Raw genomic sequence first — 21,048 nt, 5'->3', positions numbered from 1 at the left:
ATGGGCCAGATATATGAATAATTTTGCAGAAAAATCCCGAATTCGTTGGTGGATTGCGGGATTAATGTGGCTTGCTATTGCAATTAACTATATTGACCGGACGGTATTATCGGCTGCTGCACCTCACCTCATTGATGAGCTAAAACTCGATCCTGAAATGATGGGGTTTATTATGGCGGCGTTCTTTTGGTCATATTCTTTACTGCAAATACCAGCAGGTTGGTTTGCAGACCGTTTTGGTCAGAAAAAAGGTCTGGGTTTTGCCGTCGCGTGGTGGTCAATCGCCACCTCAATGATGGGGTTAGCCACTGGATTTAAATCTCTACTCGCATTGAGACTTGCTCTGGGCGTCGGTGAAGCCGCCGCCTATCCAAGCAATGCAGGGATCGCTGCGCGTTGGTTCCCGGATCGGGAAAGAGCCACCGTCTCAGGATTGTTTGACAGTGCCTCTAAATTTGGTGGTGCCGTCGCGATGCCGCTTATTGTCTGGATGATCTACCAGTTTGACTGGCGGATGACATTTCTGATTATTGGTGGTGTAGGCGTTTTTTGGGTCATTGCCTGGTATTTTATTTATACAGAAAACCCGGAAGACCACAAAAGGATCAGTGCAAGCGAAATTAAACATATTCGCGAAGGGCAAAAGCAAAAACACGGCGACAAATCCGTATTACCGATGCGTTGGTATAAACTGTTGCGCTACCGGAATATTTGGGCAATGTGTATCGGTTTCTTTACCATCAACTATACATCCTATTTCTTTATTACCTGGCTGCCCACCTATCTGGTAAAAGACAAAGGAATGGATTTTATCAAAATGGGGATGGTTGCCGCCCTGCCATTATTATGTGGGATGGTGATAGAAGTCTTTGCCGGCTGGGCCTCTGACCGTATGGTACATAAGCGGATCCTGTCGCTGACCGCCACAAGAAAATTATTCCTGACAATCGGTCTGTTAATGGCTTTATGTATTGGTTTTGCCCCTTTCACTGATTCCGTATTTATGACCGTGTTTTTACTGTGTGTGGCGAAATCAGGCACCACGGTTGCCGCCTCGCAGGTCTGGGCACTACCGGGTGACGTTGCGCCTAAAAACAGTGTATCGATTGTTGCAGGGTTACAGAATACTGTCTCCAATATGGGGGGCGCGGTAGGACCCATTATTACCGGTGCCATTGTTGCAGCCACTGGCTCCTTTACCTGGGCGCTAGTGTTCTCTGCCGCACTGGTGGTTCTGGGAATTTTGAACTATCTATTTTTGATGGGCAAAGTTGAGCCAATCATCGACAGCGAACATGAAGCGTTGTGCATGAAAGAAGCGCAACAGCACTAAATTCGCTCTGGCAACGGTATTCTCCGGTCAGTCAGTCGTACTGACCGGCTTTATTTTTTCTCGTAACACACCCCGTTATCATCCGCAAAGCAGCGTGATCTTAATCACGAAATGATTGTATTTTCACCAGTAAACGTTTTAAGATCGCCACCTCTCCTTTTTGCAGCTAACCCGATTTATACATATGACAACAAACACTGTTTCCCGCAAGATCGCGTGGCTACGGGTAGTTACGCTTGCTATTGCCGGTTTTATTTTCAATACCACTGAGTTTGTCCCGGTCGGTTTGCTGTCCGACATCGCGCAAAGCTTTAATATGCAAACCGCGCAGGTTGGGATCATGTTGACGATCTACGCCTGGGTGGTAGCCCTGATGTCGCTGCCATTTATGCTGCTCACCAGCCAGATGGAACGACGTAAGCTTCTGATCTGCCTGTTTGTGGTGTTCATTGCCAGCCATGTTCTCTCTTTCCTCGCATGGAACTTCACTGTACTGGTCATGAGTCGCATTGGGATTGCCTTTGCCCATGCCATCTTCTGGTCAATTACCGCGTCACTGGCTATTCGCATGGCCCCTGCCGGGAAACGCGCACAGGCGTTGAGCCTGATTGCCACCGGTACCGCACTGGCGATGGTATTAGGCCTGCCTATCGGGCGTATTGTTGGGCAATATTTTGGCTGGCGTACCACCTTCTTTGTCATCGGTATGGGGGCGTTAATCACGCTTCTTTGCCTGATTAAGCTGTTGCCTAAACTACCAAGCGAGCATTCAGGCTCATTAAAAAGCCTGCCACTGTTGTTCCGTCGCCCTGCGCTGATGAGTTTGTATTTGTTAACGGTGATAGTGGTGACCGCACACTACACGGCTTACAGTTATATCGAACCGTTTGTCCAGACGGTCGCCGGGCTGAGCGCTAACTTTGCCACCGTGCTGCTTCTGGTCCTCGGTGGAGCGGGTATTATTGGCAGCGTTATTTTTGGCAAGTTGGGTAATCAGTATGCCTCGGTATTGATCAGCGCGGCGATCGCCCTGTTGACCCTGTGCCTGGTACTGCTACTGCCTGCTGCTGATAGCGAAATGCACCTTGCGGTCCTGAGTATTTTCTGGGGCATTGCCATTATGGTGATCGGTCTGGGAATGCAGGTGAAAGTACTGGCGCTGGCTCCGGATGCCACTGACGTCGCAATGGCGCTGTTCTCCGGTATCTTTAATATTGGTATTGGCGCGGGGGCGCTGGTGGGAAATCAGGTAAGCCTGCACTGGTCGATGTCGACGATTGGTTACGTCGGCGCACTCCCTGCCGTTGCCGCGCTGATCTGGTCAGTGATTATCTTCCGCAAATGGCCGGTAACGCTGGAAGAGCAACCACAGCAGCAATAAGAAACGGGCCCGGTAGACATACCGGGCCCGTTGTTTAATGGTAGGTTTGGATGATTTCCAGCACGCCGTTAATAATAAACTGCACACCCATACACACCAGCAGGAAGCCCATCAGACGGGAAATAGCTTCGATCCCCCCTTTCCCCACCAGCCGCATAATTCCGCCGGAACTGCGCAGACATCCCCACAAGATAATCCCGACGACGGCAAAAATAATGGGTGGCGCAACCATGATCACCCAGTCCGGGAATTCGGAGCCGTGACGCACGGTGGAGGCCGAACTGATGATCATTGCAATCGTCCCCGGGCCGGCAGTACTCGGCATTGCCAGCGGAACAAAGGCAATATTGGCCGTCGGTTCGTCTTCCAGCTCTTCGGATTTGCTTCTCGCTTCCGGAGACTCATGCGCTTTCTGCTGAGGGAACAGCATACGAAAGCCGATAAACGCAACGATTAACCCGCCCGCAATACGCAATCCGGGAATCGAAATCCCGAAAGTATTCATCACCAGTTGCCCGGCGTAGTACGCGACCATCATGATGGCAAACACGTAAACAGACGCCATTAATGACTGACGGTTACGCTCTGCGCTGTTCATGTTGCCGGCTAACCCGAGAAACAACGCCACGGTGGTTAACGGGTTGGCTAACGGTAACAGGACTACCAGCCCCAGTCCTATCGCTTTAAACAAGTCCATCATAATGTCATCTTTCCTGTGCGTTAATCGTCAACGGCAAGTATAAGGTGAAATCGCTGAGATAAGCCATTGTAGCGATGTAAGGATTCATTTTTCATCCTGGCGGATAAACCAGAATTATCAAAACGTTAAAAATAGATGCGCCATTCGCCGGGCCTGATGATTTAGCAAAACGTGGCATGCGGAGACTCATTCATTTGACTTATATTTGCCTAAGCAATAATATCAGCCGTGACTAACTACTTGCCAGGGCAACCATTGTGAAAAGCACCAGTGATCTGTTCAATGAAATCATCCCACTGGGTCGTTTGATCTACATGGTTAATCAGAAAAAAGATCGTTTACTAAACGACTATTTGTCACCGCTGGATATCACGGCATCGCAATTTAAGGTGCTCTGCTCCATCCGTTGCGCGGTGTGCATTACCCCTGTCGAATTGAAAAAAGTGCTGTCTGTCGATCTTGGCGCCCTGACACGGATGCTGGACAGACTGGCCTGTAAAGGCTGGATAGAAAGGCTTCCGAATCCACATGACAAGCGCGGCGTGCTGGTGAAACTCACCGAAGACGGCGCAGCAATTTGCGAGCAGTGTCATCAATTAGTAGGGCAAGACCTGCACCAGGAACTAACAAAAAACTTAACGGCGGAAGAAGTAGCAACACTTGAGCATTTGCTTAAGAGAATCCTGCCGTAAACAGAAAGAGGTATGACGATGTCCAGACGCAATACTGACACAATCACTATTCATAGCATTTTGGACTGGATCGAAAATAACCTTGAATCGCCACTCTCGCTGGAAAAAGTGTCTGAGCGTTCAGGTTACTCCAAATGGCACCTGCAGCGGATGTTCAAAAAAGAAACTGGCCATTCATTAGGTCAATACATCCGTAGCCGTAAAATGACTGAAATAGCGCAAAAATTGAAAGAGAGTAACGAACCGATCCTCTATCTTGCGGAGCGTTACGGTTTTGAGTCTCAGCAAACGCTGACCCGGACATTCAAGAACTATTTTGATGTACCGCCGCATAAATATCGGATGACGAATATGCATGGCGAATCCCGGTATTTGCTACCGCTCAATCAATGTAATTGCTAATCGCCAGTTAACGACGTAACCGAGGAAATCATGAAACTTCTGTCTTATGCGATGCTGGCCCTGCTGCTTGTTGTGTCGGGCCAGAGCATGGCGGAACAGACCCCGCAGCCAACAACGCAAAATAATCGCGACGCGATGATTATGCCCCCTGCGCACGATCAGTCACCGTTCGATTTTAATCATATGGGTGCCGGCAGCGATAAATCCGATGAGCTAGGCGTGCCTTATTACAATATGCACAGCCTGTAATTTTTTGCCCCGTCACTGCGGGGCTTTTTTTTAGCCCCGCGCCTGTGCAATTTTGCGCAGTCGAAAACCGAACACGTTAATATACAACCCCGCCATGATCAACAACGCACCAAGCAGTTGCAGTCCGGTTAACGTTTCATCCAGCAGCACGGCGGCACTGGCCAGCCCCACCACGGGTACCAGCAACGACAGTGGCGCAACACGCCAGGTTTCATAGCGCCCCAGCAGAGAACCCCAAATGCCATAGCCCACAATGGTCGCCACAAAGGCCAGATACACCAGTGACAGGATGGTAGTCATATCGATCGCCACAAGACTCTGCACGATTTGCGTTGGGCCATCAAGCAATGCCGATGCCAGAAAAAACGGAACGACAGGAATTAATGCGCTCCACACCACCAGCGACATGACCGCTGGACGCGAAGTATGCTGCATAATTTTCTTATTAAAGATATTGCCGCAGGCCCAGCTCAGTGCCGCCGCCAGCGTCAGCATAAAGCCAAGCATACCGACATGTTGTCCATTGAGACTCGCCTCAATCAATACCAGTACACCAAACACCGCCAGCGCGATACCGACCAGTTGCTTCCCCTGCAAACGCTCGCCAAAGGCGAACGCCCCCAGCACGATAGTGAAAAACGCTTGCGCCTGTAAAACCAGCGATGCCAGACCGGCAGGCATCCCAAACTTGATGGCGCTAAACAGAAAAGCGAACTGACCGAAGCTGATGGTCAGGCCATAGCCAAGTAACAGAGAGAGCGGGATCTTCGGGCGGGCAACAAAAAAAATCGCGGGAAACGCCACCAGTAAAAAGCGCAAGCCTGCCAGCATCAACGGCGGCATATTGTGTAAGCCCACTTTGATGACGACAAAGTTAAGCCCCCATACCACGACAACCAGTAACGCCAACAACCCATCTTTACGCGACATACCACCGCCCCTGCAAATATTAAATTTTTGTAAACAAGTTAAGGTAACGGAAATCGTTGTACCGTAACAGATCATTAATTCAGGTAGGCCACACAGGGCATTTTCAGACAACTTATTGAGTGTACATCACACTTTTAGCATGCTATTTGTTTCTGATATCTAAAAAAAACATAACAACATGCGCTGTCGGGCAAAAAAATGAATATCTCGCTGAGAAGGTCGACCCTTGCATTACTCGCGTCATCATTACTATTAACCATTGGACGCGGAGCCACGCTACCATTCATGACGATTTACCTCAGTCGTCAGTATGGTCTGGGTGTCGATCTGATCGGTTATGCAATGACGGTAGCACTGACTATTGGCGTCGTTTTCAGCCTTGGATTCGGTATTCTGGCCGATAAGTTTGAAAAAAAACGCTTTATGCTGCTGGCGATCGCGGGTTTCGCATCCGGCTTTATCGCGATCCCTCTGGTGCATAACGTTGTGGTGGTAGTTCTGCTCTTCGCGCTGATCAACTGCGCCTACTCCGTGTTTGCCACCGTGCTGAAAGCCTGGTTTGCCGACAACCTCTCTGCCACCAATAAAACAAAGATTTTCTCACTTAACTACACCGTGTTGAACATCGGATGGACCGTTGGTCCACCGTTGGGCACGCTGCTGGTCATGCAAAGCATCAACTTGCCGTTCTGGTTGGCGGCCATATGTTCAGCCTTCCCACTGGTATTTATCCAGACATGGGTAAAGCGCTCCGCTATCCCTTCTGAAGGTTTGAACGCGACAGTATGGTCACCCTCGGTTTTGCTGCGCGATAAAGCATTATGCTGGTTTACGTTGTCTGCTTTTCTGGCCTCGTTTGTCGGTGGTGCATTTGCATCCTGTATTTCTCAGTACGTGATGGTGGTTGCCGATGGTGATTTTGCTGAGAAAGTAGTGGCAGTCGTTCTGCCCGTCAACGCCGCAATTGTGGTATCGCTGCAATATGCTGTCGGACGCAGACTGACGTCTGCAAACATCCGCCCACTGATGGCTGCAGGTACACTGTTTTTTGTTATCGGTCTGGTCGGTTTTACCTTCTCTGGCAACAGCCTGCTGTTCTGGGGGATTTCAGCCGCCTTTTTCACCATTGGCGAAGTCATCTATGCACCGGGTGAATACATGCTGATCGACAACATCGCGCCGGCAGGCATGAAAGCCAGTTACTTTTCCGCCCAGTCACTGGGCTGGCTTGGCGCGGCGGTCAACCCATTAGTCAGTGGAGTCATCCTGACCACTCTGCCCCCATGGTCGCTGTTTGTCGCACTGATGGTGGCGATTGTCCTTGCCTGGGCGTTAATGATAAAAGGCATGCGCACCAAACCCTGGAGCCAGCCGGCAGTCTGCTGAACATTACGGCGACAGTGACATAACTGCACTGTCGCCTGATTCAGATGGCAACCAACCCACGCACACCTTCTGCTGCCATGTTTTCACCTGTTCCGCGTTGAATAATGCTTCCCCGCGACATTAACAGGTATTTGTCCGCAAGCTGTTCGGCAAAGTCATAAAACTGCTCCACCAGCAATATAGCCATATCACCACGATGGGCCAGTTGGCTGATAACCAGGCCAATCTCCTTAATGACCGAAGGCTGAATTCCCTCTGTTGGTTCATCGAGGATCAACAACTGCGGGCGACTGGCCAGCGCCCGGCCAATAGCTAACTGTTGCTGTTGACCGCCCGATAAATCACCGCCCCGCCGGTATTTCATCTCCTGTAATACCGGAAACAACGCATAAATTTCATCCGGCACACGTTTTGCCTCTTGTGCTGAAAACCGGGAGAGTCCCAACAGCAGATTTTCTTCCACCGTCAGGCGAGGAAAAATATCGCGGCCCTGCGGCACATACGCCACCCCCGCCTGCACCCGCTGATGTGGCTTACGGTGAGTCATGTTTTTACCCTGCCAGATAACGCTGCCGCTGCGGGTTGGAATCAGCCCCATCAGGCACTTCAGCAGTGTTGTTTTGCCAACCCCATTACGCCCCAGCAGACATGTTACTTCACCGATACACGCCTCAAAACTCACACCGCGCAGGATATGGCTGCCGCCATAGTATTGATTTAGTTCATTTACCTGTAGCATCAGCACTCCTTAGCGTCCGAGATACACTTCAATCACCTGCTCGTTGGCCTGAACATCGCGCAGGCTCCCCTCGGCCAGCACCCGCCCCTGGTGCAATACCGTAACGTGATCAGCAATGCTTTCAACAAACCCCATATCGTGCTCAACCACCATCAGAGAATGTTTTCCGGCAAGCTGGCGAAACAGTTCAGCGGTGTATTCCGTCTCGGCATCCGTCATCCCGGCAGCCGGTTCATCCAGTAGCAGCAAATGCGGCTCCTGCACCAGCAACATACCAATCTCCAGAAATTGTTTCTGTCCATGCGAAAGGAGGCCGGCACGACGGGCGCGTTCGTTACTCAGTCGCAACAGCATCAATATGTCATCGATGCGATCCCGCTGTTCTCCCGACAAACTCGCCCGTAAGGCACTCCAAACGGATTTATCATTTTTCATCGCCAACTCGAGGTTCTCTTCCACCGTCAACGCTTCAAATACGGTCGGTTTCTGAAATTTGCGACCAATGCCCTGGCGAGCAATGGCGATGGCGTCGAGTGATGTTAAATCAATGGATTGATCGTAAATCGCCTGCCCACTTTGCGGTTTCGTTTTACCGGTGATGACATCCATCAAGGTGGTTTTTCCCGCGCCATTGGGTCCAATAACGCAGCGTAACTCTCCAACCCCAATATTGAGCGTCAAATCTGTTAGCGCCTGGAAACCATCAAAGTTAACGTTTATTTTTTCCAGTTGGAGCACCGGATCGGTTTGATTGCGAAAACGATCGCCTGGCATCTGGCGGGTAAAAAGTCCTTCATCTGGCTGCATTATTTGTCTCCCTTGCGAAACAGACCAATCACGCCGCGAGGCAAAAACAGCGTAACGCCAATAAAAATCAGGCCGAGAAAAAATTGCCAGTATTCCGGCATGATGACGGTAAACCAACTTTTAGCGCCGTTCACCAGCACCGCGCCAAACACCGGGCCAATCAACGTACCGCGTCCACCCAGTGCGACCCAAATCGCGGCTTCAATTGAGTTGGTGGGTGACATTTCGCTGGGGTTAATGATGCCCACCTGCGGAACATACAACGCCCCCGCCAGCCCGCACAGGACTGCTGAGAGCGTCCACACCAGGAGTTTGAAGCCCTTTGGGTCATATCCGCAGAACATCAACCTGTTTTCAGCGTCGCGAACGGCGGTCAAAATGCGGCCAAATTTACTGCGAGCCAGCGCCAACCCGATCCACAGCGCCATAACCAGCAACACAACTGTCGCCAGGAACAACGCGATACGCGTCGTGGTCGCCGTCACCGAAAATCCCAGAATAGTGGTAAAACCGGTAAATCCGTTATTACCACCAAACCCGGTTTCGTTACGGAAGAACAGCAGCATGCCGGCAAAGGTGAGCGCCTGCGTCATGATGGAAAAATAGACGCCTTTGATTTTTGAACGGAAGGCAAACCAGCCAAACACCAACGCCAGCAAACCTGGCACCAAAACAACCAGCACCATCGCCCAAAGAAAATGCTGTGTTCCCCACCAGAACCACGGAAGTTCAGTCCACGACAGGAACGACATAAACGCGGGCACCCCTGCACCAGATGCCTGGCGCATCAGGTACATCCCCATCGCATAACCGCCCAGCGCAAAGAAAATACCGTGGCCCAGCGACAGCATTCCGGCATATCCCCACACCAGATCCAGGGCAACGGCCACAATGGCATAACAGAGAATTTTCCCGACCAGTGTCAGTGTCCAGACAGATATCGCCAGCGGATGATCCGCAGGCAGAAGTGCGAGAAATGGAAGAATAATCAGCGCCAGCAGTAAAGTCAGCCCCAGCACACCGGTAATACGCGGCGCTTTGCGCGCCAGCGTTAATGTCATTGGCATCGTCATCAGTCAATGACCCTCCCTTTTAGCGCAAACAGCCCCTGCGGACGTTTTTGAATAAACAGAATAATCAGCACCAGTATCATAATTTTGCCGAGAACTGCCCCAACCTGCGGTTCGAGAATCTTGTTGAAAATCCCCAACCCAAACGCCGCCGCGACGCTCCCGGCAAGCTGTCCAACGCCACCCAGCACCACCACCAAAAATGAATCAATGATGTAGCTTTGCCCCAGTTCTGGCCCCACGTTGCCCAACTGCGATAGCGCCACGCCCCCCAGCCCGGCAATGCCGGACCCAAGACCAAATGCCAACATATCCACGCGCCCCGTGGGAACGCCGCAGCAATCTGCCATGCTGCGGTTTTGCGTCACCGCACGCACGCGCATACCCAGACGGGTTTTATTCAGCAACAACCAGGTGAAAAACAGCACCAGAATGGCAAATCCCAGTACCACAACCCGGTTCCATGGCAAAATCAGATTGGCATAGACCTGCATACCACCCGACAGCCACGCCGGGTTAGCTACCTCCAGGTTTTGCGCACCAAAGGTCATTCGCACCAACTGGATCAGCATCAGGCTAATCCCCCATGTTGCCAGTAGCGTTTCAAGTGGGCGTCCGTACAAATGGCGAATCACTCCACGTTCCAGCAGCATCCCAATAGTGGCAGTCAGCAAGAAGGCAACCGGCAGCGCAATCAGCGGATAAAAGGCTAACCACTGAGGGAAAAACTGGCTCATCAGTTGTTGCACTATCCAGGTACAGTAAGCGCCAAGCATCAGCATTTCACCGTGCGCCATATTAATGACGCCGAGCAGCCCGTAGGTGATGGCCAGCCCCAGCGCCGCCAGCAATAAAATAGACCCCAGCGATAATCCCATAAACGCCTGGCCAAGCAGCTCTCCAACCTTCATTCGATGTCCGATGGTATTCAAGCTTTCGCTGGCGGCAGCGCGTACGCGCGCATCGGGTTCATGCTCCACCTGGGTGAAAGGCTGTAACCGCGCTTGTGTTTCAGGATCATTGGATGCGCCCAGCAATTCGATGGCCTGACGCCTGACTTCGGGCGAAGTACTGTTCAGTTGCAGGTTTGCCAGAGCAGCGGCAAGGGTGGATTTCACGCCAGCATCCGTCTCCTGCAGCAGCCTGTGCTGCAAAAATGGCAACATGTCTGGCAGTGCTTCACGCAGTAATGTCCGGGCGGCAGCCATCCTCAATGTGACACTGTCACCTAAAAGTTGATGAATAGCCAATGTGCCAGCCACCAGATTACGCAGGCGGTTAGTCAGGCGGATTTTTTTTAATTCACCGCTGGGCATGCTGGCCGCCCCCAGTGATTGCACATGCGAACCGTTCATCGTGAATGCATTTTTAGCGTCATCGGTCAGCAGGTTTTCGCCACTCAAGGCATTAAGCAAAGGTAAACGCTGCACATCGGGGTTAATCGCCCATTGTTCCAGTAATGTCGCCTGCTGTGTCCGACTGGCCGCAGCGAAAGTATCGGCATCTGTTGCCTGCGCTATCCACGGCAAAAGCCACGTCAGCAACAACATACCACGAATAAAACGCATGGCTTTCATGATAGCGTTCTCCTATTAGGCCCTCCCACAGGAGGGCGTAAGATCAGTTGCTGGCGGTTTTAACGGGCTGCTCAGATTTTTTATCATTCCCGGCGATATACGGGCTCCACGGTTGGGCACGGACCGTGGCATCCGTTTGCCATACCACGTTAAACTGACCGTTGTTTTCGATTTCGCCAATCATGACGGGTTTATGCAGGTGGTGGTTCGTTGTATCCATTGTCAACGTAAAGCCAGAAGGTGCAGCGAATGATTGCCCCGCCATGGCTGCGCGAACTTTATCCACATCCGTCGTCCCCGCTTTTTCAACAGCCTGCGCCCACATGTGCAGGCCAACATACGTTGCTTCCATCGGATCGTTCGTGACCACAGAATCAGCATTCGGCAGTTTGTGTGCTTTCGCATAGGCGCGGTAATCAGCGATAAATTGCTTATTGGTGGCATTATCAACGGATTCAAAATAGTTCCAGGCCGCAAGATTGCCTACAAGGGGTTTGGTATCAATACCGCGCAACTCCTCTTCTCCAACAGAGAAAGCAACGACCGGAACATCGGTCGCTTTCAGGCCCTGGTTTGCCAGCTCTTTATAGAACGGAACGTTAGAGTCGCCATTAATGGTAGAGACCACCGCCGTTTTCCCCCCTGCGGAGAATTTTTTGATGCTGGCGACGATGGTCTGGTAATCGCTGTGACCAAATGGGGTATAAACTTCTTCAATGTCTTTATCCGCAACGCCTTTTGAATGCAGCCAGGCACGAAGAATTTTATTGGTTGTTCGCGGATAGACGTAGTCGGTGCCCAGCAGGAAGAAACGTTTTGCACTGCCACCGTCTTCACTCATCAGATACTCAACCGCCGGAATGGCCTGCTGATTGGGCGCTGCGCCGGTATAGAAAACGTTAGGTGACATCTCTTCACCTTCGTACTGTACGGGATAAAACAACAGGCCGTTTAACTCTTCAAATACCGGCAGTACCGATTTGCGCGAAACCGATGTCCAGCAACCAAAAACCACCGCCACTTTGTCCTGGCTTAACAACTGACGGGCTTTTTCGGCAAACAGCGGCCAGTTTGACGCCGGGTCGACCACTACCGGCTCCAGTTTTTTCCCCAGTACACCGCCTTTGGCGTTGATCTCATCAATGGTCATCAACGCCACATCCTTCAGCGGTGTTTCAGAAATAGCCATTGTTCCGGACAACGAATGCATGATGCCAACTTTAATGGTGTCGGCAGCCTGTACGCAAAAACTCATCCCCATAGCCACAACAGAGGCCGAAAGAGCAAAGGCTTTTAATAATGTACGACGCTGCATAGTTTCACTCCTGAAAGTAGACTTGCTGAAAGCTCCGGTGCTACCGGGCAGACAAAACGGTGCAAATTAAGGGTGTTCAGAAGTGATAAGGCAAAAACAGTGCCAGATATAAAAACAACATATAATTCAAAGAATTATAAATATCATCAATGAAGCGCGGATAAAAAGAAAGCATCGTCATGACGGTAAGAGTGAAGAATTGAACCACCATGACACAGTGTTGCATTATAAACGTGCAACATATTGTGTCCGGACAACCCGACAGCTGCCACGGATTACAGGATAAAATTGTGATTATTTGTTGATGGGGGTACCCGTTTCATCACTATTATTTATTTTCTTCGACGAGAAAAGGCCATAACTTTACATTTCAGACGAAATAATCACACAGTTCACTCTTTGTTTAAGTTCGAATTGCTACTATAGTCATTAACGAGGTGAAATTAAGGTAAGAGAGGAAACTCATAGATAAAGGAGCATTTACTATGCTGGGTAATATGAATATTTTTATGGCTGTTCTGGGAATTATTTTATTTTCCGGTTTCCTGGCCGCGTATTTTAGCCACAGATGGGATGATTGATGAACGGAGATAGTCCTGCACCGAACCGGCCCCTTGTAGCGTAACTGCACAAGGGGCCATTTTTTTACCTGCTTCCCTTCCCTGAATCATTTCTCTGAATTACAGGTAAAAAAAACCGCCGGAAAACCAGCGGTAAATGCTTGCATGGATAGATTTGTGTTTTGCTTTATCCGTTATCTGGCAATTCCCTGCGAAGATAACGAATAGTCGGCTAACATATCATCGACAACCACAATGGAAGTTAAACGAAACGTAACTACAGCCGATCTGCGCTGATTAAATTCACGCTCTGACGAGCGGTGCCAGTTGATCATTGGTGCCAACTAACGTGATTTTCTCTTTTTCATCCATAAACATGCAGCGATTCCTGCCGGTCTGTTTCCCCTCATACATGGCTCTGTCAGCACGTCCAAGACCGTTGTCCAGCGTTTCACCCTGTTGAACTCTGGTAATGCCAGCCGTTACCGTTATACCGATTTCGCCTTCTGGGTAAGGGATTTTTTTCTGGCCAATCAGATGACAAAGACGCAACCCTGCCTGGCACGCCTGCTCGTCCGTTTTGGTTCGGATGATGACAATGAATTCCTCACCACCATAGCGATAGGCAACCTCATCGTATCGAGTCCATGATAATAAATTTGACGCCAGGTTACGCAATACCATGTCACCAACCAGATGCCCGTAGGTATCATTAACATGTTTAAAGCGGTCGATATCCAGCAACAATATGTACAGGTTAAGCGGCTCAGCATCGAGTAACTGCTGATCAAACGACTCATCAAGCATTCTTCTGCCAGGCAAACCTGTTAAGACATCAATATTACTGCGAATAGTCAGTAAATATATTTTGTAGTCCATGACCGCAGACGTAAATGCCAGTAACGCATCCTGGAAACTGTCGAAATGCCATGAATGGCTACGCTCTTCCACGATTGCCAAGAGCAATTCCTTGCCTAACAAATGCATTTTCTCGTGAGTCGCGTTAATCTTGCTGACATAACTACATTCATCATCATCGTGCTGTGGATGGTCTTTGAGCCACTGCCCAAATTGACAAACGAAGTGAGCGTCATCGCCCGTAATATCAGGCTGAGTAACGTCTGATGACACCACACAGCGAAACATTTTCACTAGCCACTTATAATGAGCATCAATTGATTTGTTAAGTTCGATTAAAATTGCATCTATTTCCTTCGTTCTTCTGATCATCACGGTTTCCTTCCCTGTATGAACATTTAGACATGGGTATTTTAGCGCCAAAAAGGAAAACTTATGTAAATTTTTTAATAGTAATTAATTTTAAGGAAAGCAAATAAAGATTACCTCGCATGATAATAAATTAATTTGCAATTAAAATACCCATAATAATCAACGCAATAGAGTGAGTATGTTTTTTATTGCTTTATATTTAATGAAACAAAACACCTCTGAGTTAAATCGCAAAAAAAGACGATAATATTAACCTCACGACATGTGATATTTGCAGACAGTTTCCTCAATGAACGGCTTCGTGGTAAAGAATCTGCCCGCCCATACCTGAAATCAACTTATCTACGCGAATATAATCCTTATAGAAAAAAGAGGGAGCATCATCCCAGTGGCAGAGCGCGATTTCACGCTTCAGATACGTGTCATAGTAGATAACACGAGTCTTACATGACCGGGCTCTACCTCCAGATTGTACGGGGTATTTCATCTTGAACCTGTAATTGTCACTCACATGCTGATTAGCTGATGAGATCATTACTAATTCTGGAACGTTCCAAAAAGTAAAACTCAGGCACATCATAACGGTCAGGCAAACGCCAAAAAACCTCTTAACCCTATCTGCTGCGTACTTATTTCTTAGGTACACGCGCCAGGCCATGAACACGCTTATCAGGAAGGAGATTCCAACAATAACGGACTTATAAAGCACCCCGTCAAAAAGGTAAGTGTCATGGGTAATTTTGTCTGCCCATGCACACCAAATAACCCAGGTAACAGCAAAGCAGAATGAAATCAGCTCTACCTTTGTTGGCAACCTCATTCGCATTCGTCCATTTCACATTTTGATGAAGAAAAAATCCGGCTAAAAACCGGGCATCGCGCCCGGTTCAATTTTTTGGCGGAGAATGTCTTAAGCGCTCAAACCACGGTGTTTGAGCATTGGCTCCATTTTGGGGTCGCGGCCACTCCACTGGCGATAAAGCTCTGCTAAATCAGTGCTGTTACCACGGGACAAAACCGCTTCGCGGAATTTCTGTCCGTTTTCACGAGTCAACCCGCCCTGCTCTACAAACCACTGATAGCCGTCATCGGCCAGCATTTGCGTCCATAAATAAGCGTAATACCCTGCGGCATAACCACCGCCGAAGATATGGGCAAAATAGCTACTGCGATAACGCGGCGGTACAGCCTGCAGATCCAATCCTTCCGCAGCCAGGGCCTGTTGCTCAAATTCATCGACTGACAGTGATGACACACTCTGCTCCAGGCTGTGCCAGCGCATATCCAGCAATGCAGCACTGAGCAACTCCGTCATATCATAGCCTTTGTTAAACAAGCTGGCCCGTTGCATCTTCTCCAGCAATGGCTGGGGCATTTTTTCGCCCGTTTCAACATGGCGAGCATAACGTGCGAATACCTGCGGATCACTCGCCCAGTGTTCGTTAATCTGCGACGGGAACTCGACGAAATCACGCGGTGTATTCGTGCCTGACAACGTTGCATACCGTTGGCTGGCAAACAGACCATGTAGCGTGTGTCCGAACTCATGGAACAACGTAATGACATCATCCCACAGCAGCAAGGCGGGTTGGCCCTGAGCAGGTTTCTGATAGTTGCAGACGTTGTAAATGACCGGTCTGGTTTCATTTTGCAGCGATTGCTCAACAAAATTCCCCATCCAGGCACCACCACTTTTTGAGTCACGGGCAAAGAAATCACCATAAAACAGCGCCAGTCCTACACCATCATGATCGAAAATCTCCCAAACCCGTACATCCGGATGATAAACAGGGATATCAAAGCGCTCGATGAATTTAATGCCAAACAGTTGGTTTGCTGTCCAGAAAACACCTTCATTCAGCACCGTATCCAGGGCAAAGTAAGGTTTAAGCAGAGCTTCATCAAGAGCATATTTTTCACGACGCACCTGCTCGGCATAAAATGCCCAGTCCCAGGCCTCAACCTCGAATTCGCCCTGTTGCTGATTAATCGTTTTCTGAATTTCAGCCTGCTCATTGAGCGCACGTTGACGTGCTGCGGGCACGATCGCCCGCATAAAAGAAAGTGCCGCTTCTGGCGTTTTCGCCATCTGATCGGCAATTTTCCAGGCTGCAAAATTCGCAAAACCCAGCAATGTTGCCTGCTCTCGGCGGATCTCCACCAGCCGTTTAATAATAGCGCGTGTATCGTTGGCATCCTCTTTTTCCGCCCGCGTCCAGGCCTGGGTAAACAGGTTTTTTCGTGTCTGTCGATCGCGTAACGCAGCAAGTGCCGGTTGTTGTGTGGTGTTCAATAGTGGGATAACCCAGCGAACCTCAAGTCCTTTGTTTCTGGCGGCTTCTGCCGCAACGGCAATTTCCTCTGCACTGAGTCCGTCAAGTTGATGGACATCATCCACGACCAGTGCACCTGCTTTGTTCGCCGCCAGCAAACGCTGATTGAACTGACTGGTTAACGTTGCTGACTCCGTATTTAGCGCTTTCAGACGCGATTTGTCGGCGTCATTAAGACGTGCCCCTGCCAACACAAATCGTTGGTGAACCACCTCCAACAGACGCAATGACTCACCTTCCAGATCCAGCGAAGAGCGTTGCTGCCAGACGGCATCTATACGCGCAAAAAGTGCGTCATTGAGGTAGATATCATTGGCCAGCGCGGCCAGTTCAGCGGAGAACGCCTCGTCAAGACGCTGAAGCTCATCGTTGGTATGCGCTGCCGTCATCGCAAAGAAAACGCTGGTGACGCGCGTCAACAACGCCCCACTTTGCTCAAGCGCCAGCAATGTATTTGTGAAATCAGGAGCCTGTTGGTTTTGCACAATCGCCGCTATTTCAGCGCGTTTTTGTTTCACACCTTCATCAAACGCGGGCCGATAATGGCAATCTTCAATCTGATCAAATTGCGGTGCCTGGTAAGGTAATGTGCTGTGGTGCAAAAAAGGATTTGTTAACGACATCTTTTCCTCCTGAAAACGATTTGTTTACTAGAGTAGGCCTCCCAGGATTCGACCGCAATCTCGTTAAGCAGTAATAGCTCTGAGCAGAAATGACGTGCTATGGTAGTACTACATAAAAAGCGTTGAGGAACAGTGAGATGATCGTTTTAGTAACCGGAGCAACAGCAGGTTTTGGTGAGTGCATTACGCGTCGTTTTATTGAGAATGGGCATAAAGTTATTGCCACCGGACGCCGCCAGGAACGTCTGCAGGAACTGAAAGATGAACTGGGTAATAATCTGTATACCGCCCAGCTTGACGTCCGCAATCGCGCATCCATTGAAGAGATGCTGGACGCCCTGCCCGCCGAATGGCGCAATATCGATATCCTGGTCAACAATGCCGGTCTGGCGCTGGGTCTTGAGCCAGCCCACAAAGCGAATGTCGATGACTGGGAAACCATGATCGATACCAACAACAAAGGCCTGATTTATATGACTCGTGCCGTTCTACCTGGCATGGTCGAGCGTAACCGCGGCCACATTATTAATATCGGCTCTACCGCCGGTAGCTGGCCGTATGCTGGCGGGAACGTGTATGGTGCAACCAAAGCGTTTGTTCGTCAGTTTAGTCTGAACCTGCGTACAGACTTACACGGCACAGCGATCCGCGTGACCGACATTGAACCCGGACTGGTTGGCGGTACCGAGTTCTCTAATGTGCGCTTCAAAGGCGACGATGATAAAGCAGGTAAAACCTACGAAAATACCACTGCACTGACTCCGCAAGATGTCACTGAAGCCGTATGGTGGGTTGCTTCGTTACCGGCTCATGTCAACATCAATACCCTTGAGATGATGCCTGTCACCCAGTCTTTTGCCGGGCTCAGCGTGCATCGAAGCTAAATGAGATACCCGGCCTTGTGCCGGGTATAGAAAGCGCTCGATAAGTGATAAAATATCCGGGTTAACTCTCTAATAAGTAAGAATGAATGACCGTAGAAACGCAGCTCAACCCTACACAGCCGGTAAATCAACAGATTTATCGTATTCTTCGCAGCGATATCGTGCATTGTCTGATTGCACCCGGTACGCCATTGTCGGAGAAAGAGGTTTCCGTACGCTTTAACGTGTCTCGCCAGCCGGTACGAGAAGCATTCATCAAACTGGCAGAAAACGGTTTGATTCAGATCCGTCCACAACGTGGCAGTTACGTGAATAAAATCTCGCTGTCGCAGGTGCAAAATGGCTGTTTTGTACGTCAGGCCATTGAGTGTGCCGTGGCCCGCCGCGCCGCCTCGATGATCACCGACAACCAGTGCTATCAACTTGAACAAAACCTGCATCAGCAACGCATTGCCATTGACCGTAAGCAGCTCAACGATTTCTTCCAGCTTGATGATGAGTTTCATCAGAAACTGGCATTAATCGCTGATTGCCAGCTTGCCTGGGACACCGTCGAGAATATTAAAGCCACGATTGACCGGGTACGCTATATGAGTCTGGATCACGTCTCCCCGCCTGAAATGCTACTTCGTCAGCACCATGATATTTTTGCGGCGCTGGTAAAACATGATGGCGATGCCGTCGAGTATGCAATGAAGCTGCATCTACAGGAAATTAGCGAATCTGTTCAGCTTATTCGTCATGAAAATAGCGACTGGTTTAGCGAAGACTAATACGTAGCTCACCTCTCACTGAGGTGAGTTTCCCCGAACGATTCCCTCTCCTGCATATCCCCATAAAAAAAGCTGTGATTTTGATCGAAAACAAAAAAAATCATTAACGAGAAGCGTATTTATATTGCGCCCGTTACGTGGGACTAAAAGCCCACGGGCTTTGACGGTAAGTTGGAAAGGAGAAAACACCATGAAAACATACGATCGTAACCGCAACGCAATCACCACTGGCAGCCGTGTCATGATTAGTGACACCGGACTCACCGGCCGTATTACAGCCATTGACACCGATGGCCTGACCGCTGAGCAAATCCGCCGCGGTAAAACAGTGGAAATCGAAGGATGTGAAGGCAAATATGCCCCCCTCGAACTGATTCGTTTAGGCATGAACTAATTGGTGTGAATGCCAAAAACAATGCGCCATCTGGCTGTTGTTAAAGCCGGATGGCGACATAGAGAGTTATCTTACTGACTGTAATTTCGCAGCATATTTCGCAACCGTTGCTTTCGCGCCTTCCGCCAGCAAAGTCAGGTACGCTTCTGTAACCCGCTTTTTAAACAGTTCAATCTGTGGCAGTTCGTCACCAAAAATAGCGTCTATAGCCAATAGCGCCTGCACACGCTCTTCACCTTCGTGACTGTTCTGTACCGCGTTCTGGATCACAGGCAGCAGCGGATCACTAATTTCAATGACTTGCCCCTGCTCATCCACACCCCCGACATAGCGCATCCAACCCGCCACACCGAGTGCAAGCAGATCAAAACCACTACCGTGCACAATATGCCAACGCACAGAGTCAAGCATACGTTGCGGCAGTTTCTGACTACCATCCATGGCAATCTGCCAGGTACGGTGGCGCAACGCCGGGTTGCTATAACGGTCAATCAGTAAGTCGGCATAATGCTGGAGATCCACCCCTTTCACCTTCAATGTTGGTGCTTGCTCCTGCAGCATCAAGGCGCGGGCGGCGACACGATAGTTCTCATCCCCCATACAATCGTTGATGTGTTGATATCCTGCCAGGTAGCCGAGGTAAGCAAGGAAAGAGTGGCTGCCGTTAAGCATGCGCAACTTCATCTCTTCGAACGGGATAACATCTGCCACCAGCTCAGCCCCGGCTTTTTCCCACTCTGGACGCCCAGCGACAAAGTTATCTTCAATGACCCACTGACGGAACGGTTCGCATGCCACACCCGCCGGATCGCGTACCCCGGTAAGTTGTTCAATTTTGTCCAGCGTATCTGCGGTTACCGCCGGGACAATACGGTCAACCATTGTTGACGGGAACGTCACATGTTGTTCGATCCATGCGGCCAGCTCAGCATCCACCGCGCGTGCATATGCGGTCACAACATTGCGCATCACATGACCGTTTTCTGGCATGTTGTCGCAGGACATCACGGTAAACGCACCTAAACCTGCAGCTTTACGGCGTGCAAGTGCTTCAACCACCACACCCGGCGCGGTCTTCGGCTGTTTTGGGTTTTGCAGGTCGGCGGCAATCATCGGGTTATCCAACATCAATTGCCCGGTTGCCGGAGAATGGCAATATCCCTTCTCAGTTATGGTCAGGGAAACGATCGCCACCTGCGGTTCGCACAGCGCAGCCAGTACAGCTTCCAGACCATCAACCTGTGCATGCAATGCCTTTTTAACCACGCCAACAACTCTTGCTGTCCAGGCATCCGCAGACATTTCCGCAACGGTGTACAGGTTATCTTGCTGTTTCAAATCAGCAATCTGCTGCTCTCCGCCAATCAGGTTTACTTCGCAATATCCCCAGTCGCTATTGTGATCTGCTGCCAGGATGTCAGCGTATACCCCCTGGTGTGCGCGGTGGAAAGCACCGAACCCCAGGTGAACAATACGTGGTACCAGTTTTGTACGATCGTAGCCAGGAAGTGCAGCCTTTGCCGCTAAGAGCTTGTTTTGCATTGTATGACCTACTTATCAATGAAATCAGGACTGTCTCAGAGTAACGCCTGTATGGTTGTATGTTTTGATTTGCATTAAACTTTCCATGATTGGTATGACATCATGGAAAGCTGTGTAATAGCATGGTC

At 49.9% G+C, this 21,048-nt stretch carries 22 protein-coding genes; 11 read left to right on the top strand and 11 right to left on the bottom strand.

All coding sequences use genetic code 11. The features are described 5' to 3' along the window. Positions 1 to 13 precede the first annotated feature (13 nt). Complete coding sequence (locus QMN38_RS03315; RefSeq protein ID WP_271457446.1) at positions 14 to 1,333, top strand: MFS transporter; 1,320 nt, start codon at positions 14 to 16, stop codon at positions 1,331 to 1,333. Positions 1,334 to 1,517: 184 nt separating this feature from the next. Then, positions 1,518 to 2,714 carry a sugar transporter gene (locus QMN38_RS03310; protein ID WP_323604473.1) on the top strand — a complete coding sequence of 399 codons (1,197 nt, stop codon included), beginning with the start codon at positions 1,518 to 1,520 and terminating at the stop codon, positions 2,712 to 2,714. A 34-nt stretch (positions 2,715 to 2,748) separates the two neighbouring features. On the opposite strand, the gene QMN38_RS03305 is transcribed toward QMN38_RS03310, so the two are convergent. Next, positions 2,749 to 3,414 (bottom strand): MarC family NAAT transporter, encoded by a 666-nt coding sequence (locus QMN38_RS03305; RefSeq protein WP_137383095.1) that lies wholly within the window; start codon positions 3,412 to 3,414, stop codon positions 2,749 to 2,751. 257 nt (positions 3,415 to 3,671) lie between these two features. On the opposite strand from QMN38_RS03305, the gene marR reads away from it, so the two are divergent. From marR to marB, 3 genes are read left to right on the top strand one after another with little or no spacing between them, the layout of a single operon-like run. Beyond that, positions 3,672 to 4,106 carry a multiple antibiotic resistance transcriptional regulator MarR gene (gene marR, locus QMN38_RS03300; RefSeq protein WP_137383096.1) on the top strand — a complete coding sequence of 145 codons (435 nt, stop codon included), beginning with the start codon at positions 3,672 to 3,674 and terminating at the stop codon, positions 4,104 to 4,106. Between the two features lie 18 nt (positions 4,107 to 4,124). Continuing rightward, entirely contained in the window at positions 4,125 to 4,508 is a 384-nt protein-coding gene (gene marA, locus QMN38_RS03295; RefSeq protein ID WP_003032424.1) for an MDR efflux pump AcrAB transcriptional activator MarA, read from the top strand. 30 nt (positions 4,509 to 4,538) lie between these two features. Continuing rightward, positions 4,539 to 4,757, top strand: a complete 219-nt coding sequence (gene marB / locus QMN38_RS03290) for a multiple antibiotic resistance protein MarB (protein ID WP_005122747.1) — start codon at positions 4,539 to 4,541, stop codon at positions 4,755 to 4,757. 30 nt (positions 4,758 to 4,787) lie between these two features. Here the strand turns inward: marB and eamA are convergent, their stop codons facing one another. Then, positions 4,788 to 5,687, bottom strand: coding sequence for an O-acetylserine/cysteine exporter (gene eamA / locus QMN38_RS03285; protein WP_271442134.1), 900 nt, complete (start codon positions 5,685 to 5,687; stop codon positions 4,788 to 4,790). Positions 5,688 to 5,885: 198 nt separating this feature from the next. On the opposite strand from eamA, the gene ydeE reads away from it, so the two are divergent. Beyond that, the gene (ydeE, locus tag QMN38_RS03280; RefSeq protein ID WP_323604472.1) at positions 5,886 to 7,073 is read left to right on the top strand and encodes an efflux MFS transporter YdeE; all 1,188 of its coding nucleotides are present in this window, start codon (positions 5,886 to 5,888) and stop codon (positions 7,071 to 7,073) included. Positions 7,074 to 7,113: 40 nt separating this feature from the next. On the opposite strand, the gene urtE is transcribed toward ydeE, so the two are convergent. The 5 genes from urtE to urtA are packed head-to-tail and all read right to left on the bottom strand — an operon-like array spanning position 7,114 to position 12,581. Then, positions 7,114 to 7,812, bottom strand: a complete 699-nt coding sequence (gene urtE, locus QMN38_RS03275) for an urea ABC transporter ATP-binding subunit UrtE (RefSeq protein WP_323604471.1) — start codon at positions 7,810 to 7,812, stop codon at positions 7,114 to 7,116. Between the two features lie 9 nt (positions 7,813 to 7,821). Beyond that, positions 7,822 to 8,619, bottom strand: coding sequence for an urea ABC transporter ATP-binding protein UrtD (gene urtD / locus QMN38_RS03270; RefSeq protein ID WP_323604470.1), 798 nt, complete (start codon positions 8,617 to 8,619; stop codon positions 7,822 to 7,824). Then, entirely contained in the window at positions 8,619 to 9,692 is a 1,074-nt protein-coding gene (gene urtC / locus QMN38_RS03265) for an urea ABC transporter permease subunit UrtC (protein WP_323604469.1), read from the bottom strand. Before urtC ends, urtD begins: the two co-directional genes overlap by 1 nt. Continuing rightward, positions 9,692 to 11,266, bottom strand: a complete 1,575-nt coding sequence (urtB, locus tag QMN38_RS03260; protein ID WP_323604468.1) for an urea ABC transporter permease subunit UrtB — start codon at positions 11,264 to 11,266, stop codon at positions 9,692 to 9,694. Before urtB ends, urtC begins: the two co-directional genes overlap by 1 nt. 43 nt (positions 11,267 to 11,309) lie before the next feature. Next, positions 11,310 to 12,581, bottom strand: coding sequence for an urea ABC transporter substrate-binding protein (gene urtA, locus QMN38_RS03255; RefSeq protein ID WP_271442140.1), 1,272 nt, complete (start codon positions 12,579 to 12,581; stop codon positions 11,310 to 11,312). A 485-nt stretch (positions 12,582 to 13,066) separates the two neighbouring features. On the opposite strand from urtA, the gene mgtS reads away from it, so the two are divergent. Then, positions 13,067 to 13,162, top strand: coding sequence for a protein MgtS (gene mgtS, locus QMN38_RS03250; protein WP_003032406.1), 96 nt, complete (start codon positions 13,067 to 13,069; stop codon positions 13,160 to 13,162). Then, positions 13,162 to 13,206, top strand: a complete 45-nt coding sequence (locus QMN38_RS27185; protein ID WP_424953288.1) for a hypothetical protein — start codon at positions 13,162 to 13,164, stop codon at positions 13,204 to 13,206. The genes mgtS and QMN38_RS27185 overlap by 1 nt, the downstream gene beginning before the upstream one ends. Before the next feature lie 238 nt (positions 13,207 to 13,444). Here QMN38_RS27185 and QMN38_RS03245 read toward each other — a convergent pair whose 3' ends face one another. From QMN38_RS03245 to dcp, 3 genes are all read right to left on the bottom strand, one after another. Further along, the gene (locus tag QMN38_RS03245; protein ID WP_271442141.1) at positions 13,445 to 14,371 is read right to left on the bottom strand and encodes a diguanylate cyclase; all 927 of its coding nucleotides are present in this window, start codon (positions 14,369 to 14,371) and stop codon (positions 13,445 to 13,447) included. A gap of 286 nt (positions 14,372 to 14,657) precedes the next feature. After that, positions 14,658 to 15,191, bottom strand: a complete 534-nt coding sequence (locus tag QMN38_RS03240) for a hypothetical protein (RefSeq protein ID WP_323604467.1) — start codon at positions 15,189 to 15,191, stop codon at positions 14,658 to 14,660. Between the two features lie 90 nt (positions 15,192 to 15,281). Further along, entirely contained in the window at positions 15,282 to 17,327 is a 2,046-nt protein-coding gene (dcp, locus tag QMN38_RS03235; protein WP_323604466.1) for a peptidyl-dipeptidase Dcp, read from the bottom strand. Between the two features lie 137 nt (positions 17,328 to 17,464). On the opposite strand from dcp, the gene ydfG reads away from it, so the two are divergent. From ydfG to ydfZ, 3 genes are all read left to right on the top strand, one after another. Further along, on the top strand, positions 17,465 to 18,211 hold the full coding sequence (gene ydfG / locus QMN38_RS03230) for a bifunctional NADP-dependent 3-hydroxy acid dehydrogenase/3-hydroxypropionate dehydrogenase YdfG (RefSeq protein WP_137383108.1): 747 nt from the start codon (positions 17,465 to 17,467) through the stop codon (positions 18,209 to 18,211). An 86-nt stretch (positions 18,212 to 18,297) separates the two neighbouring features. Continuing rightward, positions 18,298 to 18,984, top strand: coding sequence for a GntR family transcriptional regulator (locus QMN38_RS03225; protein ID WP_323604465.1), 687 nt, complete (start codon positions 18,298 to 18,300; stop codon positions 18,982 to 18,984). 190 nt (positions 18,985 to 19,174) lie between these two features. Continuing rightward, positions 19,175 to 19,378, top strand: coding sequence for a putative selenium delivery protein YdfZ (gene ydfZ, locus QMN38_RS03220; protein ID WP_003032393.1), 204 nt, complete (start codon positions 19,175 to 19,177; stop codon positions 19,376 to 19,378). 66 nt (positions 19,379 to 19,444) lie between these two features. On the opposite strand, the gene QMN38_RS03215 is transcribed toward ydfZ, so the two are convergent. Continuing rightward, complete coding sequence (locus QMN38_RS03215) at positions 19,445 to 20,920, bottom strand: mannitol dehydrogenase family protein (protein WP_323604464.1); 1,476 nt, start codon at positions 20,918 to 20,920, stop codon at positions 19,445 to 19,447. Positions 20,921 to 21,048 lie beyond the last annotated feature (128 nt).

The sequence above is a fragment of the Citrobacter sp. R-1.5.2 genome (assembly GCF_035064245.1).
Classification (GTDB): Bacteria; Pseudomonadota; Gammaproteobacteria; order Enterobacterales; family Enterobacteriaceae; genus Citrobacter.
This window is presented reverse-complemented; position numbering and strand designations above follow the sequence as displayed.

Coding starts and splice junctions, on each gene's coding strand:
- marB (WP_005122747.1), top strand. CDS start 4,539: ATGAAACTTCTGTCTTATGCGATGCTGGCCCTGCTGCTTGTTGTGTCG.
- QMN38_RS03315 (WP_271457446.1), top strand. CDS start 14: ATGAATAATTTTGCAGAAAAATCCCGAATTCGTTGGTGGATTGCGGGA.
- ydfZ (WP_003032393.1), top strand. CDS start 19,175: ATGAAAACATACGATCGTAACCGCAACGCAATCACCACTGGCAGCCGT.
- dcp (WP_323604466.1), bottom strand. CDS start 17,327: ATGTCGTTAACAAATCCTTTTTTGCACCACAGCACATTACCTTACCAG.
- urtB (WP_323604468.1), bottom strand. CDS start 11,266: ATGAAAGCCATGCGTTTTATTCGTGGTATGTTGTTGCTGACGTGGCTT.
- QMN38_RS03215 (WP_323604464.1), bottom strand. CDS start 20,920: ATGCAAAACAAGCTCTTAGCGGCAAAGGCTGCACTTCCTGGCTACGAT.
- QMN38_RS03310 (WP_323604473.1), top strand. CDS start 1,518: ATGACAACAAACACTGTTTCCCGCAAGATCGCGTGGCTACGGGTAGTT.
- urtA (WP_271442140.1), bottom strand. CDS start 12,581: ATGCAGCGTCGTACATTATTAAAAGCCTTTGCTCTTTCGGCCTCTGTT.
- QMN38_RS03225 (WP_323604465.1), top strand. CDS start 18,298: ATGACCGTAGAAACGCAGCTCAACCCTACACAGCCGGTAAATCAACAG.
- eamA (WP_271442134.1), bottom strand. CDS start 5,687: ATGTCGCGTAAAGATGGGTTGTTGGCGTTACTGGTTGTCGTGGTATGG.
- urtE (WP_323604471.1), bottom strand. CDS start 7,812: ATGCTACAGGTAAATGAACTAAATCAATACTATGGCGGCAGCCATATC.
- marA (WP_003032424.1), top strand. CDS start 4,125: ATGTCCAGACGCAATACTGACACAATCACTATTCATAGCATTTTGGAC.
- ydfG (WP_137383108.1), top strand. CDS start 17,465: ATGATCGTTTTAGTAACCGGAGCAACAGCAGGTTTTGGTGAGTGCATT.
- ydeE (WP_323604472.1), top strand. CDS start 5,886: ATGAATATCTCGCTGAGAAGGTCGACCCTTGCATTACTCGCGTCATCA.
- QMN38_RS03245 (WP_271442141.1), bottom strand. CDS start 14,371: ATGATCAGAAGAACGAAGGAAATAGATGCAATTTTAATCGAACTTAAC.
- mgtS (WP_003032406.1), top strand. CDS start 13,067: ATGCTGGGTAATATGAATATTTTTATGGCTGTTCTGGGAATTATTTTA.
- urtD (WP_323604470.1), bottom strand. CDS start 8,619: ATGCAGCCAGATGAAGGACTTTTTACCCGCCAGATGCCAGGCGATCGT.
- QMN38_RS03305 (WP_137383095.1), bottom strand. CDS start 3,414: ATGATGGACTTGTTTAAAGCGATAGGACTGGGGCTGGTAGTCCTGTTA.
- QMN38_RS03240 (WP_323604467.1), bottom strand. CDS start 15,191: ATGAGGTTGCCAACAAAGGTAGAGCTGATTTCATTCTGCTTTGCTGTT.
- urtC (WP_323604469.1), bottom strand. CDS start 9,692: ATGACGATGCCAATGACATTAACGCTGGCGCGCAAAGCGCCGCGTATT.